This window comes from Pseudomonas sp. Fl4BN1 (assembly GCF_009908285.1).
Taxonomy (GTDB): Bacteria; Pseudomonadota; Gammaproteobacteria; order Pseudomonadales; family Pseudomonadaceae; genus Aquipseudomonas.
In genome coordinates, this window is record NZ_JAAARM010000016.1 from 124,480 (window position 1) to 140,522 (window position 16,043).

A 16,043-nucleotide genomic window follows, 5' to 3' on the forward strand; every position below is an offset into this window, starting at 1 on the left:
ACGACTATCAGCCAGATGGGGCGCTGTCGATGGCCGGGCGCGAGTCCCAGGTCATCCGCGATGACAGGCTCAGACGCCAAGGCTTTCCAGATCCCGGGCCAGCATCACCAACTGGTGCGCCAGGGAGCTTTCGAGTTTTTCGCTGGACAGCTGGAAGCTCGGAGCACCGCAGGTCAGGGCCATGATGCTGCCGTCGGCCAAGTGCAGCGGCACCCCAGCGCCGTTGACGTTGCGGTCCCACTCGCCCAGCGACAGGCAGAAGCCCAAAGTCTCGTATTCGCGGAAGGAGTCTTCCAGGGATTTTTCCAGGGCCGGCCACTCGTCGCCGAGTTTTTTCGCCACTTCCCCGAGCAGATGGTCACGTTCATGTTTCGGCGTTGCAGCCAGGTAGGCGCGTCCGGCGGCGCTGGTGGCCAGGGGCAGTCGAACCCCAGGTTCCATGCGCAGGCTGGCGACTTCCGGTGGGCGGCTGCTGTCCACGTGAATCATCGACAGGCGGTCGCGGCAGGTCAGGCTGACGGTGGTGTTGGTACGGCGCGCGAACTCATCCATGAACGGCTTGCCGAGCTGGCGCACCCGCAGGCTGGCGGAATAGGCATAACCCAAGGCCAGTACCGCCGAATCCAGTTGGTACTTCTCCAGGTCCTGGTTGTACTTGAGGTAACCCAGTTGCGTCAGGGTGTAGGTCAGGCGCGATACCGTAGGTTTGGGCAAGCCAGTGATGCGTGCGATGTCCTGGTTGCCGCGCACCGCATGGCCGTGGGTAAAGGCCCGCAAGACTTCCAGGCCACGGGCCAGGGCTTCGACGAACTTGCGGTCTTTGGGCGCTTGTTCCGGGATGTCGTTCGGGTCGTGCATGGGGTCTTCCGGTAAGGGCTGGTGCCGGTCGCAATGCCAGTTGACCACACCGCGGGTTCGTGGAAACAAAGGAAAAATGTTATCCCGGAACCGCCACAATTGAAATCTGCTATTCCCTCTCGAAACTCAATTCCGCAGGGTTGCCCAGCACCTCGCCAACCCGTGCTCGGTTGCTTGCGCACAAGGGCGTGCGGCCTCAGCGGCTTTCGACACGCAGGCGGCCACGTTTGAAAACCCCCTCGGCACTGGCCAGCAGCCGATCCTCGGCGTCCAGCAGATCACAGCTGGCCATGAAGATCTTCGCTCCGCCGCCGCGCATGCGTGCCACTGCCCGGACTTCAGTTGCCGGTGGGATCGCCGCCATGTAGTTGATGTTCAGGGACAGGGTCAGGGCCAGTCGCCATTGTCCGGGATCGGCATGCCAGGTGCCGCTCATGCCCATGGCGGTGTCGGCCAGTGAGGCTATGACCCCCCCGTGAAGATTGCCGGCCTGGTTGAGGTGATGAGGTTCAACGGTGACCGCAATGACGGTTTGCGCCTGCTGGTATTGCTGCAGGCTCAAGCCGAGATGGACCGCGAATCCGCTGAACAGGCTTTGCAGTGTCGGGGCGTCAAATACGGCACTCATAGGCGATGGCTCTTGGGTCAGGTCCTGGCCCGTGTCGTCGAACGCAGGTGTCGTCGATGACCAGGCTGCAGTGATTTTTCTGATTGTGTTGTGCAGGGCGTTTCCACGTTGAAATGCAGAATGTCAGCGAATATTCTACCGGTCAATACGGAATTATATTTCGCACAGCGAAATATAAGTGATTGAAATGGACCGGCGGCTTGGGGCAGGATCGACCCCGATGGTTGCCCGTTGCGGCGAGGCCTGGCGGTCGTACGGGCGCCGGATGACGCTGTCCATGGCTATCCCCTCGTTCATCCCAGGGCTTGAAGGAGTCAGCATGTCCACTACCCGCACTCAGCGCCCACATCACCGTGTCTGGCCCAAGCGCTTGCCCCTTGCATTGACGGTGCCGGCCACCTCGCTGTGGTTCAACCTGGAGGTGGCCGCGCAGCGCTATCCAGACAAAGTGGCCTACCGCTTCTTTGGTCGGGCGCTGAGCTATTCCGCCCTGCGGACCGAGGCCCTGGCCCTGGCCGGCTGGTTGCAGAACGCAGGCGTCGGGCCTGGTGATCGGGTGGCGCTGTACCTGCAGAATTGTCCGCAATTCATCGTGGCCTACTACGCCATCCTGCGGGCGAACGCGGTGGTGGTGCCGGTCAACCCGATGAACAAGGTGGAGGAGTTGAGCCATCAGCTCGGCGATGCCCAGGCGCGGGTGCTGATCTGTGCGGCGGACCTGGCGTCGATCGTCCAGGCGGCGGATGCCACGCTTGGCCCCGAGCAACAGTTGCGCACGGTATTGGTGACCCGCTACAGCGATGCCATGCCGGCGCCGACGCAGATGCAAGCGGCGGAAATGCCCAGCGCCGAGGTCGATGCCTGGTTGCGTGCTGAGCCGCCGCTGCCCGATGGCTACCTGCGTTGGGGCGAGGCCCTCGGGCAGTCCTTGAGCCCCGGCGTGCACAGTGCCCAGGCCGACGACCTGGCCATGCTGCAATACACCTCGGGGACCACCGGCCATCCCAAGGGCTGCATGCACACCCATCGCAGCCTGATGAGCAACGCCGTCAGCGGCAGTTGGACCCAGTCCACCGTCGAGTCGGTGGGCCTGGGGGTGGTGCCGTTCTTCCATATCACCGGCCTGGTGTGTTTTGTCCTGCGGGCGGTGTTCGATGCCACCAGCACAGTGATCATGCCGCGTTGGGATCGGGAGCTCGCCGGCCGCCTGATCTCCTGTCATCGGGTGACCCACTGGACCTGCATCCCGACCATGATCATCGACCTGTTCGGCAGCCCCAACTACAAGGATTTCGAGCTATCGAGCCTGGTGCATATCAACGGTGGCGGGGCAGCGATGCCCCAGGCGGTGGCAGAGCGCCTGCGAGAGGAATTCGGGCTGACTTTTCTCGAGGGTTACGGGCTTACGGAAACCGCTGCCGCCAGCCATGGCAACCCCCCAGAGCGGGCCAAGTTGCAATGCCTGGGCATGCCCTTCTTCGGGGTCGATTCACGGGTCGTCGATCCACATACCCTGGAGGAACTTGCGCCTGGCCAGGTGGGGGAAATCATCACCTTTGGGCCGATGCTGTTCAAAGGCTACTGGCGCAACCCTGAGGCTACCGCCGCGGCGTTCGTCGAGTTCGAGGGCAAGTCTTTCCTGCGCACCGGCGACCTCGGCCATATGGACGAGGAGGGCTACTTTTTTCTCACCGATCGCCTCAAGCGAATGATCAACAGCAGCGGTTTCAAGGTCTGGCCGGCGGAAGTGGAAGCGCTGCTGTTCAAGCACCCGGCGGTGCACGAGGCCTGTGTTATCGCAGCCCAGGATGCCTACCGCGGGGAGACCGTCAAGGCGCTGGTGGTACTGCGCCGCGAGGCCGTGGGCCACACCAGCGCGCAACAGATCATCGATTGGTCGCGCGAGCACATGGCGGCCTACAAAGTGCCGCGGGTGCTGGAGTTCGTCGACAGCCTGCCCAAGTCCGGCTCCGGCAAAGTCATGTGGCGCGTGCTGCAGGACCGCGAGGCCACTAACACCTGAAACAGCGATTCCCTTGATGCGGTAACCACCGACTCCGCCGGAGACGACCATGACTACAAAAATAATAACTGTCCAAGATCCGCACGCCTTGCCCGAACACACCCAGCAGCTTGAATCGTTGTACGCAAAGATTCGCTGGCGCCTGCTGCCATTGCTGATGCTCTGCTACATGATCGCCTTCCTCGATCGGGTCAATATCGGCTACGCACAATTGCAGATGAAACAGACCCTGCCTTTTGGCGATGCGGTCTATGGCCTGGGCGCCGGTATCTTCTTCATCGGCTACTTCCTCTTCGAGGTCCCCAGCAACCTGATGCTCAAACGCAGCGGCGTGCGCAAGACCCTGCTACGCATCATGTTCTGCTGGGGCCTGGTGGCGGCGGCGATGATGTTCGTCAGCACGCCGCTGCAGTTCTACATCCTGCGTTTCTTGCTGGGGGCATTCGAGGCCGGTTTTTTTCCGGGAGTGATCCTGTATTTCACCTACTGGTTTCCAGCACCTCGACGAGGCCAGGTCATCGCTATCTTCATGACCGCCGCCGCAGTCGCCGGGCTCATAGCCGGGCCGGTCTCGGGGAGTATTCTCAAGTACCTCAACGGCGTCGCCGGCTACAGTGGCTGGCAATGGATGTTCGTGCTCCAGGGCTTGCCGGCCAGCGTGCTGGGGGTGGTGGCCTTCTTCTACCTGCAGGACTGCCCGGAGCAGGCCAAGTGGCTCAGCCAGGAGGAAAAACGGCTGCTGGACGACGACATGGCCCAAGACCTGAAAAGCGCCCGGCACAAGTCCCAGGACAGCCTCCGGCAGATGTTTCGCGACCCCAGGATCTACCTGCTGTCCACCGCGTACTTCATGTTCCTCGGCGCCACCTACATGCTGGTGTTCTGGATGCCGAGCCTGATCCAGGGCTGGGGCATCAAGGACTTGATGCAGGTGGGGTTGATTACCGCGATTCCGAATATCGTCGGGATCGTCGGGATGGTGCTGATCGGCCTGCATTCTGACAAGCATCGAGAGCGCCGCTGGCATTTTGTCGGCTGCATGGCCATCGCGGTGTGCGGCCTGGCGATCACTACCTTGTTGAATGGCCATCTGCTGCTGTCGGTTACGGCCCTGGGCTTTGCCTACGTGGGGATCAAGGCCGGGACGCCGATCTTCTTCGCCCTGGTCAGCGAGTATCTGTCGGTCGCCGCCACCGCCGGGGGTATCGCTTTCATCAGCAGCCTGGGCAACCTCGGACCGGCGCTGACGCCCTGGCTCAGCGGGGTGATCAACAGCCATACCGGGGGGCATGTATCGAGCATGTACCTGGGGATCGTGATGTACCTGTTGGCCGGGGCTCTGGTGCTGGTCAGCACCGGCCTTGCCAGGGCCCCCAAGGCCGCAGTGGCCATGGCCGAATCATGAAGCCTTTCGCTAATGGCACAGGAGCCAGAGCATGAGCTTGCCGAAGATCCTTACGCAGCGTTTGCGCTTGCCGGTAGTGGCTGCGCCGTTGTTCATCATTTCCACCCCCGAGTTGGTGATCGCCCAGTGCAAGGCCGGGATCGTCGGTTCGTTCCCGGCGTTGAACGCGCGGCCGGCCGGGCGCTTGTCAGAGTGGATCGAGCAGATCACCCAGGCCCTGGCCGAGCACGACCGGCTGCATCCGCAGCAGCCGGCGGCGCCCTTTGCGGTGAACCAGATCGTCCATCGCTCCAATGACCGCCTGGAGCAGGACATGGCGGTGTGTGTGCGGTACCAGGTGCCGATCATCATCACCTCCCTGGGCGCGCGGCCCGAGATCAACCAGGCGGTGCACGGCTACGGCGGCATTGTGCTGCACGATGTGATCAACAACCGCTTCGCGCGCAAGGCCATCGACAAGGGCGCCGACGGCCTGATTGCAGTGGCGGCCGGCGCTGGCGGGCACGCAGGCAGCCAATCGCCCTTTGCCCTGGTCCAGGAAATCCGCCAATGGTTCGACGGGCCGCTGTTGCTTTCCGGGGCCATTGCCTCAGGGCGTTCGATTCTCGCGGCCCAGGCTCTGGGGGCGGACCTGGCCTACATAGGATCGGCGTTTATCGCCACCGAGGAAGCCAATGCGGTGCCGGCTTACAAACAGATGATCCGCCAGTCGGGGGCGGAGGATATCGTCTACACCAACCTGATCACTGGAGTGCATGGCAACTACTTGAAAGCGTCGCTGGCAGCGGCCGGGTTGGACCCGGAGGACCTGCCCAGCAGTGATCCGACGCAGATGGATTTTGGTTCCGAGCGTCAACGGCCCAAGGCCTGGAAGGAAATCTGGGGCTGTGGCCAGGGCATTGGCGTGCTCGACGCGGTAGTGGCCACCGAGGAGCGGGTGGCGCGCCTGGCCAGGGAGTACCAGGAGGCTTGCCACGCGCTTCGCGCCAGCATGCCTTGAGCGCTAGGTAAGGTTTGGGGGGCAAGGTTTTCCACGAGCTGCCGGCAGATGCCGGCAGCGTCGTGTCGGGGCGATGCAGTGCTGTCGGCTTTGGGCGCTACCAGAGCTTGAGGCTGTAGTCGAGGATCAGGCGGTTTTCATCGACATTGGCTGTGTAGTTGGCGCGATACACCACGTTGCGCCAGCGCACGCCAAGGTCCTTGAGCGGGCCGCTCTGGATCACATAGGCCAGGTCGGTATCCAGTTCCTGCTCGCGGCCTTGCTGCTGGCCGATCCTGAATTCGTTGCTGCGCACATAGCGGCTCATCAAGCTCAGGCCGGGCACACCCAGGGCGGTGAAATCGTAGCGGTAGCGCAGTTGCCAGGAATCCTCCCCAGCGTTGACGAAGCTCTTGTAGGTCGAGGTATTGAAACCATAAGGGTCGGTGCCGCTGAGAAAAGGCATGCCGCTGCGCCCGCTCTGGTTCTGATAGACGAAGCTCAGGGCGTGGCCCCGATAGGCAACGGTTTCCATGACTCCCAGGTGGCGGTTGTCGACCTCGGCCCGGCCCAGGCTTGAACTGTGGAAGTAGCGCAGTTCGGATTTCAGCGAGAGGCTTTTGCCCAGCGCTGCAGTGTGGGTCAGGTTGGTGTAGTGCTGGCGGTAGTTGTCCTTGAGCTCGGCATAAAAATACCCGGCCTTGAGATCGGGGCGGATGCTGTAGTGGGCGCCGCTGTAGGTGAAGCGATTGCTGTCGACCCGGCCGGCGACCTGGCGGCCGTTCCTGGCCAGGGCGAACATCTGCAGGTCTTCGTAATCCGTCGAGTTGCGCTGGCGCACGCTGTCGAACTGACCCAGGGTCAGGCTCAGGTCCTTGATATCGCTGGACACCAGTTGCGCGCCATTGAAGGTCTGCGGCAGCAGGCGGGTGTCGTTGCGAAAGGCCACCGGCAGCAGCGGCTCGTGGGTGCCGATGCTCAACACGCTCTGGGCGAGCCTGGCCTTGGCGGTGACGCCGAAAGAACCGTACTGGTTGGCCACGTCACCATTGCCATCGACCAGCAGGGCGCCGGTATGGCTGGTGCCACCGCCGGAGTCCAGCTTGATGCCCAGCAAGCCAAGCCCGTCGACCCCCAGGCCCAGGGGGCCATCGGTAAAACCGGATTGGTAACGCAGGGTAAAACCCTGTGCCCACTCTTCGGCCTTGTTCTGCGGTGGTCGCTCGCCATGGAAGTCGCGGTTCATGTAGAAGTTGCGTGCGCCCAGGGTCAGCTGGCTGTCTTCCAGCCATTGCGCCTGGCACATCAGCGGCAGCACGCAACCGCCCAGCAGAGTGGACCAGGGCAGGCAAGTGTTGGCTATCGAATGCATGGTGTTCACCGCTCTTGTTGTTTTTATAGTGAGAAAACCTTGGCTGAGCCGATGCCGGACCGGCTCTGGAAAAAACCTGGATGCAGCCTGCCCTGACCCCGCTACGCGACGAGGGTACTGAACGCGGCAGGGTTGGGGCTCAGCGGGGAGGGGGGCAGAGCAGCGTCAGACAGCTCGCTGCGCCCCGGACCAGGAAGGCGGCGACACCTTCAGCGCTTTCGGTGTGGTCTGGTCGTCGCCGGTCCGGGTGGTTCATGGGGTCAGTGCTTTGCCGAGGGCGATGTAGCGTTGCAGGTGATGATCTTCGTCCCCCAGTTGGTGGTCGATCATGACCAGCCGCTTGGCGTAATGGGCCAGGGGCAGTTCCCAGGTCATGCCGATACCGCCGTGCAACTGGATGCATTCCTCCGCCACCAGGGTGCCGATGCGGCCGATGCTGACCTTGGCTGCCGACAGCGCCCGTTCACGAGTCAGGCGATCGGCATCCAGGGCCGCTGCGGCGTTGATCACCGCCGAGCGTGCTTGCTCGATCTCCAGCAGCAACACTGCCATGCGATGTTGCAGCGCCTGGAAACTGCCGATCGGCCGGCCAAATTGCTGGCGGGTACGCAGGTAGTCCAGGGTCGCCAGCTTGGCGGCTTCCATGGCCCCCAGGGCTTCCGCGCAGAGCGCCAGCACTCCACGGCCGATGGCCCGCTCCAAGGTCGAGTAACCCTGATGCAGGGTGCCCAGCAAGGCGTGCCCAGGCAGGATCACGTTGTGCAGATGCACTTGCGCGACAGGGCCGGCATCAACGGTGGCACAGCCCTGGATCTCCAGGCCGGGAGTGTCCGTCGGCACCAGGAACAGAGAAATGCCCTGGCTGTCGTCGAGGGCTCCGGCAGTGCGCGCCGAGATCACCAGCAACCCGGCCTGCGCGCCGTGCAACACCAGGCTCTTGATGCCGTCCAGGCGCCAACTGGCACCGTCGGCCTCGGCGCGGCAGGCGACCCGGTTGATTTCATAGTGGCTGCCGGGTTCTTCATGGGCCAGGGCGGCGATCAGGCTGCCGTCGATGATGTCCACCAACTCGGCTTTCTGGGCCTCGCTGCCGGCCACGGCGATGGCGTCGCCGGCCAGTAACGCACTGCCCAGCAGCGGCTCCACCAGCAGTCCGCGGCCCATGGCTTCAAAGACCAGGGCCAGGTCGAAACCGTCGCCACCGTAGCCGCCGTCGGCTTCACTGAACAGGGCGCCGATCACCCCTAGCTCCGCCAGTTGGCGCCAGATATCGGCATTGAATCCCAGGGCCGATTGCAGGCCCTGCTGGCGTTTTTCCAGGCTGTACTGCTGTGCGATAAAGCGGTTCAAGCTGTCGGCGAGCATGCGCCGTTCTGCGCTGTATTCGAAGTTCATGTGCGCGCCCTCAGAGCCCGAGAATCATTTTCGAGATGATGTTTTTCTGGATTTCATTGGAGCCGCCGAAGATCGACAGCTTGCGATTGTTGAAGTACTGCGCTGTCGCGCTGCTGGCGAACCCTGGGCCCAGGTCCAGCGTCTCGGGCTCGTCTGGCGCCAGCATGACCCGGGCCGCGGGGCCCATCGCCCGGCGCAGCAGCGAGGTGAGTTCCTGGCGGATTTGCGTGCCGCAGATCTTCAGCATCGAGCTTTCTGCGCCGGGGGCACCGCCGCCGGCCACCGCTGCGATCACCCGCAGGTTGGTGGTCTGCATGTTTGCCAGGTCGATCTCGACCCGGGCCAGGCGGGCGGCGAACTCCGGGTCCTCGAGCAGCGGCCGGCCATTGCGGCTGCGCTGCGCGGCCAACTGCTTGAGGCGCTGCAGCGCCGCCATGGACAAACCGACCCCGGCGATGTTGGTGCGCTCGTAGGTCAACAGGTACTTGGCACAGGTCCAGCCCTGGTGTTCCTCGCCCACCAGGTTGGCCACCGGCACTCGCACGTCGGTAAAGAACACCTCGTTGATTTCGTGGGCGCCTTCCAGGGTGATGATCGGTCGCACCTCGACTCCGGGGCTGGCCATGTCGATCAGCAGGAAACTGATGCCTTCCTGGGGCTTGGCTTCGCGGTTGGTGCGCACCAGGCAGAAAATCATGTTGGCGTGCTGGCCGAGGGTGGTCCAGGTCTTCTGGCCGTTGACCAGGTAGTGATCGCCCTCGCGTACCGCCGTGGTTTTCACCGCGGCCAGGTCCGAGCCCGCGCCGGGTTCCGAATAACCCTGGCACCACCAGTGGCGGCCATCGAGGATGCGTGGCAGCCAATAGTCCTGCTGCTGCGCGGTGCCGTACTTGATCAGCACCGGCCCCAGCATGTTGAGCCCGAACGGCACGATGCGCGGCGCGTTGGCCAGGCCGCACTCCAGTTCGAAGATGAATTTCTCCACGGCGCTCCAGCCCGGTCCGCCAAACGCCACGGGCCAGTGGTTGGCCAGCCAGCCGCGGGCGTTGAGGATCGAGTGCCATTGCTCCATGTCCGCCTTGGACAGGTGTTCGCCATTGGCCACCTTGTCCCGCAGGTGCGTTGGCAACTGGTCGGCGAGAAAGTGTCGCACCTGATCGCGGAAGGCTTCTTCTTGTTCGGTGAAATTCAGGTCCATGTCGACGTCCTCAATAGATTTCGAACAGCGCGGCGGCGCCCATGCCGCCAGCGATGCACATGCTCACTACGGCGTATTTCACTCCGCGGCGGCGGCCTTCGAGCAGCACGTGGCCGGCCAGGCGCGCACCGGTCATGCCGAACGGGTGGCCGAGGGCGATGGCCCCGCCGTTGACGTTCAGGCATTCATCGGCGATGCCCAGCCGCTGCTGGCAGTAGAGGGCCTGGGAGGCGAAAGCCTCGTTGAGTTCCCAAAGGCCGATGTCCTCGACCCTGAGGCCGTGCCGGGCCAGCAGCCGGGGCACGGCGAACACCGGGCCAATGCCCATTTCGTCGGGTTCGCAGCCGGCCACGGCCATGCCGCGAAACACCCCCAGGGGTTGCAGGTTGGCCCGGGCTGCTTCCCGCGCTTCCATCAGCACGCAGGCCGAGGCGCCGTCGGACAGTTGCGAGGCATTGCCGGCGCTGATGAAGCGCTCAGGGCCCAGCACCGGTTCGAGTTTGGCCAGGGCCTCGTAGGTGCTGCCACGGCGGTTGCAGGTGTCGGCGTCCACGGTGACCCGGTGTTGGCTGACGGCGCCGCTGTGCTTGTCGGTCACGGCCATGGTGGTGGTGCAGGGAATGATTTCCTCGCGGTAGCGGCCGGCCAGTTGTGCCGCTTCGGTCTTGCGCTGGCTCTCCAGCGCAAAGCGGTCCTGGGCCTCGCGGCTGATGCCGTAGCGCGCCGCCACGATGTCCGCGGTTTCGATCATCGGCAGGAACAGTTCAGGCTTGTGCTCAAGGAGCCAGGGATCGATATCCGGGTCGTCGCTGGCGCCGCGCCCGCGGATCTGCGAAATGCTTTCCACCCCCCCGGCAATGATCGCGGGAGCACCGTCCAGCACAATGCGTCCCGCTGCCATGGCGATGGCTTGTAGGCCCGAGGCACAGAAACGGTTGACCGTGGTGCCGGCAATGCTGACGGGCAAGCCGGCGCGGATCACCGCCTGGCGCGCAACGTTGCGCCCGGTGGTGCCTTCACCGTAGCCGCAGCCGAGGATTGCGTCTTCGATCAGCCCCGGATCGATGCCTGCCCGTTCGACTGCGGCGCGCACTGCAAAGGCCGCGAGGGTCGGGCCGGGAGTGATGTTGAATTCGCCGCGATGGGCCTTGGTCAGGGGCGTGCGTGCGGTGGCGACGATAACGGCTTCGCGCATGGGGCGTCCTCCTTGGTCAGTGGGTGTGGTTGAGGCTGTCGAAGTTTTCGCCGCGCTCCACCAGTTGCACCAGCAGGGGCGAGGCTTTCCAGAACAACGGATCCTCTTCGGCGAATTCACGGATGTCCGCCAGGACCTGGGGCAGGCCGTACTGGTCGGCATAGTGGAGCGGGCCACCGCGATAGCGCGGGAAGCCGTAGCCGTGGATAAAGGTGATGTCCACGTCCAGCGGACGCAGGGCGATGCCCTCATGCACGACGTTGGCGCCTTCGTTGATCATCGCGGCCATGTAGCGGCGGATGATTTCCGGGTCACTGAACGAGCGTGGGGTGATCCCGGCCCGTGCTCGCTCGGCATCGATGATCGCCAGGACTTGCGGGTCCGGGCTGGCGCTGCGTGGCCCCTGGGCATAGAGGTAATAACCGCGAGCGGTTTTCTGTCCGAACCAACCGCGCTCACAGAGACGGTCGGCGATCTGCACGTAGCGGGCCCGGGGATCGCGGGTGGCGGCCTTGCGCTTGCGGGTCGCCCAGCCGATGTCGCCGCCCGCCAGGTCGGCCACCTGGAAGGTGCCCATGGGGTAACCGAAGTCGCGCAGGGCCTGGTCGATCTGATAGGGCGAGGCGCCGTCTTCCATCATGCAGTCCACTGCCTGGCGATAGACCGCGAGGATCCGATTGCCGATAAAACCGTCACAGATTCCGGCACGTACCGGCACCTTGCGCAGTCTTTTGGCCAGTTCGAAGGCGCTGGCCACTACCTCTGGGGCGACTTTGGCCGGGACCACGATCTCCAGCAGCTTCATGATGTTGGCGGGGGAGAAGAAGTGCAGCCCGATGACCTCGCTGGGGCGCGAGATGCTGTCGGCCAAGGCGTTGATGTCCAGGTAGGAGGTGTTGCTGGCGAGTACCGCACCGGCCTTGCACACCCGGTCCAGCTGGCTGAACACGGCCTGCTTGGCCGCCATCTCCTCGAACACCGCTTCGATCACCAGGTCGGCCTGGGCCAGTTCCTGGTAGTCGGTGCTGGCGTTGAAGCGTGCCAGGGTGGCGCTTTTGTCGGCCGCGCTCAGGCGGCCTTTGTCGATCAGTGCGTCGTAGACCTTTTCGACATTGGCGCAGCCTCGGGCCAGCGCAGGCTGGTCGCGCTCGATCATGATCACCCGCAGACCGGCGTCGAGCGCGGCCACGGCGATGCCGGCGCCCATGGTGCCGCCACCGACCACTCCCACCTGTTCAATGGCGCGGGGCTTGGCAGTGCGGGTCTCGGGGGCCTTGAGCACCTCGCGTTCGGCGAAGAAGGCGTGCACCAGGCCAGCTCGCTGCGGGCTCTCCAGGCACTCCTGGAACAGTCGGCGCTCTTCCCGCAGGCCGTCCTCGAAGGGTTGGTCGAGGGCCGCTTCAACCGCGCGAACGATGTTCTGTGGCGACAGCAGGCCGCGGGATTTTTGCGCGGCCTGTTCGCGGGCCGCGTCGATCGCTGCGCGTTGGCTGCTCTGCTGGCTCAGGGCCTGGGCATTCCGGGTACGCCTGGCGCCGGCGTGGCTGGCCAGTAACTGCTGCAGGTAGGCCAGGCCTTCGGCCAGGGCATCGTCACTGTCTCCCAGGCGGTCCACCAGCCCCAGGTCCAGAGCCTCTTCGGCATTCAAGTGGCGGCCGCTGAGCATCAGTTCCAGAGCGGCCTTGGCGCCGATCAGGCGTGGCAGGCGTTGCGTGCCGCCGGCACCGGGAAGCAGGCCGAGCAGCACTTCCGGCAGGCCCAGCCGAGCGCCGCTGAGCGCCAGCCGATAGTGGGCTGCCAGGGCGATTTCCAGGCCTCCCCCCAGTGCCACGCCATGGATCGCTGCCAACACCGGTTTGTCGCTGTCTTCGATGCGCTTGAGCACTTCCGGCAGCGTCGGCGCCTGAGGCGTTTTACCGAATTCGCGGATATCGGCGCCGCCGCAGAAGTGCCGTCCCGCGCCGAGTATCAGGATGCCTGCGACCGCCGGGTTGTCGGCAGCGCTGTCGATCGCCGCCAGCAGCCCGCGGCGGACCTCCACCCCAAGGGCGTTGACCGGCGGGTTGTTGAGGGTCAGCACCAGGATATTTCCCAGCAACACAGATTCGACGGGGGGCAGGGGGGTGTCGCAACTCATTGCAGAAGTCTCCGGGTGAAGGGCAGTGAGAGGCCGATTGACGCGGCATGGTTTCAAGGTGGCAGCAGGACAGCACAGCAGTCATCAACAGCTCGATTCCGCTGTTTGAATCAGTTGGCGAAAATAATCCTGTCACCAATGAATAATGTGGTCAATACGGAATAGTATTTCGCAGTGCGAAATAAGAAAATCAGATTTTGCTGAAAAAGCACCCTCTATTGCTCTTTCAGGCCCAAGCGGGATGTTTGACATATTTGATTTGTGATCACATATTGTCGAGCACAAGAACCACAACACAGGTACATCCCATGTCTGAAGGTCCAACCCGTCTTCCCACGTTGCGTCAGGTTTCTCGCGATACCTTGCAGGACCAGGTGTATCGGCAGATCCGCGAAGCCTTGATGAGTGGGCGCTTTCAGCCCGGGCAGAAACTGACCATTCGCGGTCTGGCCGAAGCCCTGGGTTCCAGCCCCATGCCGGTACGTGAGGCCCTGCAGCGCCTGAGTGCGGAAAACGCCTTTGAAGTCACCGAAACCTCCCGCTTGCGGGTACGCATGATGACGGTGGAGCGCCTGCGGGAAATCCGTGATGCCCGGGTAGCCCTGGAAGGGTTGCTGGCGGAAAAGGCCGTGCAGCAATTGCAACAGAGCGACCTGCAAGAAATTACCGAGCTTTGCCGGCAGATGCAGAAGGCCGCGGATGAGGTGGATGTGTCCCGTTACCTGTGGACCAACTTCGCCTTTCACCGGCGCATCTATGCGGTGGCCCGGGCCGAGCTGACCATGGCTGCGGTGGAGAACTTCTGGCTGCACATGGGCCCTTGTTTCGCCTTGGTGGCGCCGGACAAGGCCCACCTGCAACGCTCCATGGAAGCGCACAACCGCATCGTCGAGGCCCTGGCCGCTGCCGATGGTCCCGGCGCGCGGGCGGCGGTCACCGACGACATCATGCAGGCCGCGGATTCCCTCGGTCGGTTGCTGGCCAAGAGCACCAAGGCGCAGGCAGTCAAAGGAGTTCGGGCATGAGTGTCTTGCAGCGTTTACAGCCTTATCCAGGTCTGCGGGTGATGATTTCCGGTGGTGCGGCGGGCATCGGTGAAGTGCTGGCTGGCGCTTACCTTGAAGCTGGGGCCCAGGTGCATGTGTGTGATGTCAGCGAAGCGGCCCTGGCGGCGTTTCGTGATCGTTACCCCGCGGCGCTGGCGACCCGCACCGACGTCGCCGACCCAGCACAGATCGAGGCGCTGTTCGCGCTTCAGGTGCACCATTTCGGTGGCCTGGATGTGTTGGTCAACAACGCCGGTATCGCCGGGCCCACTGCGGGGATCGATACGCTCAGCGATGCGGACTGGCAGCGCACCATCGATATCAACCTGACCGCGCAATACCGCTTTGCCCACCACGCGGTGCCCTTGCTCAAGGCCTCGGGCAACGCGCATTTGCTGCACATCGCTTCGGTGGCCGGCCGCTTGGGGTATGCCTGGCGTACCCCCTATGCCGCCACCAAGTGGGCGATCGTTGGCTTGATGAAATCCCTGGCTGCGGAGCTGGGGGCCAGCGATATCCGGGTCAATGCCCTGTTGCCGGGGATTGTCGAGGGGCCGCGCATGGACGCAGTGATCCAGGCCCGGGCCGAGCAGACCGGGGTGCCGATCGCCGAGATGCGCCAGCAATACCTGAACAAGATTTCTCTCAAACGCATGGTCAGCGCCGAAGACGTGGCGGCCATGGCGTTGTTTCTCTGTTCGCCGGCGGCCCGCAATGTCACCGGCCAGGCGATCAGCATCGACGGCAACGTCGAGTACCTCTAGCGGCAACCGCCAACCACACCGCTGAGGCTCATCAGCGGTGAATGCCAGCAGCGACACCCTGGGATTTTTTTCATCAAGAATAAAAGTCGGAGTACCGTCATGTCTGAAAAAACGCCTGTCATCATCACCTGCGCCGTTACCGGTGCGATTCATACCCCGTCGATGTCACCGTACTTGCCGATCACCGCGAGGGAGATCGCCGCCGAGGCCATCGCTGCGGCCGAAGCCGGGGCGGCCATCGTGCACTTGCATGCCCGGGACCCGGAAGACGGGCGGCCAAGCCAGGACCCGCAACTGTTCCGCGGTTTTCTGCCGCAGATCAAGGCCGCCAGCGATGTGGTGATCAACCTCACCACCGGTGGTGCACCGACCATGGGCGTCGAGGAACGCCTGCAGCCGGTGCTGGAGTTCAAGCCGGAGTTGGCCTCGCTGAACATGGGTTCGATGAATTTTGGCCTGTACGAAATGCTCAACCGCTTCACCGAGTTCAAGCACGACTGGGAACGCCCGTACCTGGAGGAAAGCGACGATCGGATCTTCCGCAATACCTTCCGCGACATCGCGCACATCCTCAGCGTCTGCGCCGAGAATCGCACGCGCTTCGAGATCGAGTGCTACGACATCGGCCACCTGTATACCGCTGCGCACTTCCTCGAGCGTGGCCTGCTCAAGGCGCCGTTGTTCATCCAGTCGGTGTTCGGCCTGCGGGGCGGCATCGGTGGTCACCCCGAGGACCTGGCGCATATGCGGCGCACCGCTGACCGTCTGTTCGGCGATGACTATCACTGGTCGATCCTTGGCGCCGGGCGCAACCAGATTCCCCTGGCAACCATGGGCCTGGCCATGGGCAGCCATGCCCGCGTCGGCCTGGAGGATTCCCTATGGGACGGTCCCGGCCAGTTGGCGGCGAGCAATGCCCATCAGGTACGGCGCATTCGCACGGTCATCGAAGCCTTGGGCGGCCGTGTGGCAACCCCGGACGAAGCCCGGGCGCTGCTCGGACTCAAGGGTCGTGACCAGGTCGCTTTCTGACCCTTGAAGGC

Annotated in this window: 13 protein-coding genes; 6 read left to right on the forward strand and 7 right to left on the reverse strand. The window is 63.8% G+C overall.

Features of this window, described 5'->3' with window-relative positions:
* Positions 1 to 69: 69 nt before the first annotated feature.
* Together GV818_RS19055 and GV818_RS19060 are read right to left on the reverse strand one after the other, a co-directional pair.
* Positions 70 to 858, reverse strand: a complete 789-nt coding sequence (locus GV818_RS19055) for an IclR family transcriptional regulator (protein WP_161777215.1) — start codon at positions 856 to 858, stop codon at positions 70 to 72.
* Between the two features lie 196 nt (positions 859 to 1,054).
* Positions 1,055 to 1,486: a PaaI family thioesterase gene (locus GV818_RS19060; protein ID WP_161777216.1), complete on the reverse strand. Its 432-nt coding sequence runs from the start codon at positions 1,484 to 1,486 to the stop codon at positions 1,055 to 1,057.
* Between the two features lie 319 nt (positions 1,487 to 1,805).
* Here GV818_RS19060 and GV818_RS19065 point away from each other — a divergent pair, with 319 nt between their 5' ends.
* From GV818_RS19065 to GV818_RS19075, 3 genes are read left to right on the forward strand one after another with little or no spacing between them, the layout of a single operon-like run.
* Positions 1,806 to 3,509 carry a long-chain fatty acid--CoA ligase gene (locus GV818_RS19065; protein ID WP_161777217.1) on the forward strand — a complete coding sequence of 568 codons (1,704 nt, stop codon included), beginning with the start codon at positions 1,806 to 1,808 and terminating at the stop codon, positions 3,507 to 3,509.
* Positions 3,510 to 3,558: 49 nt separating this feature from the next.
* Entirely contained in the window at positions 3,559 to 4,914 is a 1,356-nt protein-coding gene (locus tag GV818_RS19070) for an MFS transporter (RefSeq protein ID WP_161777218.1), read from the forward strand.
* A gap of 31 nt (positions 4,915 to 4,945) precedes the next feature.
* Positions 4,946 to 5,914, forward strand: coding sequence for an NAD(P)H-dependent flavin oxidoreductase (locus tag GV818_RS19075; RefSeq protein ID WP_161757610.1), 969 nt, complete (start codon positions 4,946 to 4,948; stop codon positions 5,912 to 5,914).
* Positions 5,915 to 6,011: 97 nt separating this feature from the next.
* Here GV818_RS19075 and GV818_RS19080 read toward each other — a convergent pair whose 3' ends face one another.
* The 5 genes from GV818_RS19080 to GV818_RS19100 form a co-directional block, all read right to left on the reverse strand.
* Complete coding sequence (locus GV818_RS19080; RefSeq protein WP_178124992.1) at positions 6,012 to 7,265, reverse strand: OprD family porin; 1,254 nt, start codon at positions 7,263 to 7,265, stop codon at positions 6,012 to 6,014.
* Positions 7,266 to 7,517: 252 nt separating this feature from the next.
* Positions 7,518 to 8,660, reverse strand: a complete 1,143-nt coding sequence (locus GV818_RS19085) for an acyl-CoA dehydrogenase family protein (RefSeq protein ID WP_161757609.1) — start codon at positions 8,658 to 8,660, stop codon at positions 7,518 to 7,520.
* Positions 8,661 to 8,670: 10 nt separating this feature from the next.
* Positions 8,671 to 9,858 (reverse strand): acyl-CoA dehydrogenase family protein, encoded by a 1,188-nt coding sequence (locus tag GV818_RS19090; protein WP_161777219.1) that lies wholly within the window; start codon positions 9,856 to 9,858, stop codon positions 8,671 to 8,673.
* Positions 9,859 to 9,868: 10 nt separating this feature from the next.
* A complete protein-coding gene (locus tag GV818_RS19095; protein WP_161777220.1) occupies positions 9,869 to 11,053 on the reverse strand; it encodes an acetyl-CoA C-acyltransferase in 1,185 nt (394 codons plus the stop codon).
* A gap of 16 nt (positions 11,054 to 11,069) precedes the next feature.
* Positions 11,070 to 13,190, reverse strand: a complete 2,121-nt coding sequence (locus GV818_RS19100; protein ID WP_161777221.1) for a 3-hydroxyacyl-CoA dehydrogenase NAD-binding domain-containing protein — start codon at positions 13,188 to 13,190, stop codon at positions 11,070 to 11,072.
* 308 nt (positions 13,191 to 13,498) lie between these two features.
* On the opposite strand from GV818_RS19100, the gene GV818_RS19105 reads away from it, so the two are divergent.
* The 3 genes from GV818_RS19105 (at position 13,499) to GV818_RS19115 (ending at position 16,032) form a co-directional block, all read left to right on the forward strand.
* Positions 13,499 to 14,215 carry a GntR family transcriptional regulator gene (locus GV818_RS19105; protein ID WP_161777222.1) on the forward strand — a complete coding sequence of 239 codons (717 nt, stop codon included), beginning with the start codon at positions 13,499 to 13,501 and terminating at the stop codon, positions 14,213 to 14,215.
* Entirely contained in the window at positions 14,212 to 15,000 is a 789-nt protein-coding gene (locus GV818_RS19110; RefSeq protein WP_161757604.1) for an SDR family oxidoreductase, read from the forward strand. The genes GV818_RS19105 and GV818_RS19110 overlap by 4 nt, the downstream gene beginning before the upstream one ends.
* A 99-nt stretch (positions 15,001 to 15,099) precedes the next feature.
* Entirely contained in the window at positions 15,100 to 16,032 is a 933-nt protein-coding gene (locus GV818_RS19115; protein ID WP_161757603.1) for a 3-keto-5-aminohexanoate cleavage protein, read from the forward strand.
* Positions 16,033 to 16,043 lie beyond the last annotated feature (11 nt).

Bases quoted from the DNA above. Each gene is read 5' to 3' on its own strand.
- GV818_RS19055 (WP_161777215.1), bottom strand. From the start codon at position 858: ATGCACGACCCGAACGACATCCCGGAACAAGCGCCCAAAGACCGCAAG.
- GV818_RS19060 (WP_161777216.1), bottom strand. From the start codon at position 1,486: ATGAGTGCCGTATTTGACGCCCCGACACTGCAAAGCCTGTTCAGCGGA.
- GV818_RS19065 (WP_161777217.1), top strand. From the start codon at position 1,806: ATGTCCACTACCCGCACTCAGCGCCCACATCACCGTGTCTGGCCCAAG.
- GV818_RS19070 (WP_161777218.1), top strand. From the start codon at position 3,559: ATGACTACAAAAATAATAACTGTCCAAGATCCGCACGCCTTGCCCGAA.
- GV818_RS19075 (WP_161757610.1), top strand. From the start codon at position 4,946: ATGAGCTTGCCGAAGATCCTTACGCAGCGTTTGCGCTTGCCGGTAGTG.
- GV818_RS19080 (WP_178124992.1), bottom strand. From the start codon at position 7,265: ATGCATTCGATAGCCAACACTTGCCTGCCCTGGTCCACTCTGCTGGGC.
- GV818_RS19085 (WP_161757609.1), bottom strand. From the start codon at position 8,660: ATGAACTTCGAATACAGCGCAGAACGGCGCATGCTCGCCGACAGCTTG.
- GV818_RS19090 (WP_161777219.1), bottom strand. From the start codon at position 9,858: ATGGACCTGAATTTCACCGAACAAGAAGAAGCCTTCCGCGATCAGGTG.
- GV818_RS19095 (WP_161777220.1), bottom strand. From the start codon at position 11,053: ATGCGCGAAGCCGTTATCGTCGCCACCGCACGCACGCCCCTGACCAAG.
- GV818_RS19100 (WP_161777221.1), bottom strand. From the start codon at position 13,190: ATGAGTTGCGACACCCCCCTGCCCCCCGTCGAATCTGTGTTGCTGGGA.
- GV818_RS19105 (WP_161777222.1), top strand. From the start codon at position 13,499: ATGTCTGAAGGTCCAACCCGTCTTCCCACGTTGCGTCAGGTTTCTCGC.
- GV818_RS19110 (WP_161757604.1), top strand. From the start codon at position 14,212: ATGAGTGTCTTGCAGCGTTTACAGCCTTATCCAGGTCTGCGGGTGATG.
- GV818_RS19115 (WP_161757603.1), top strand. From the start codon at position 15,100: ATGTCTGAAAAAACGCCTGTCATCATCACCTGCGCCGTTACCGGTGCG.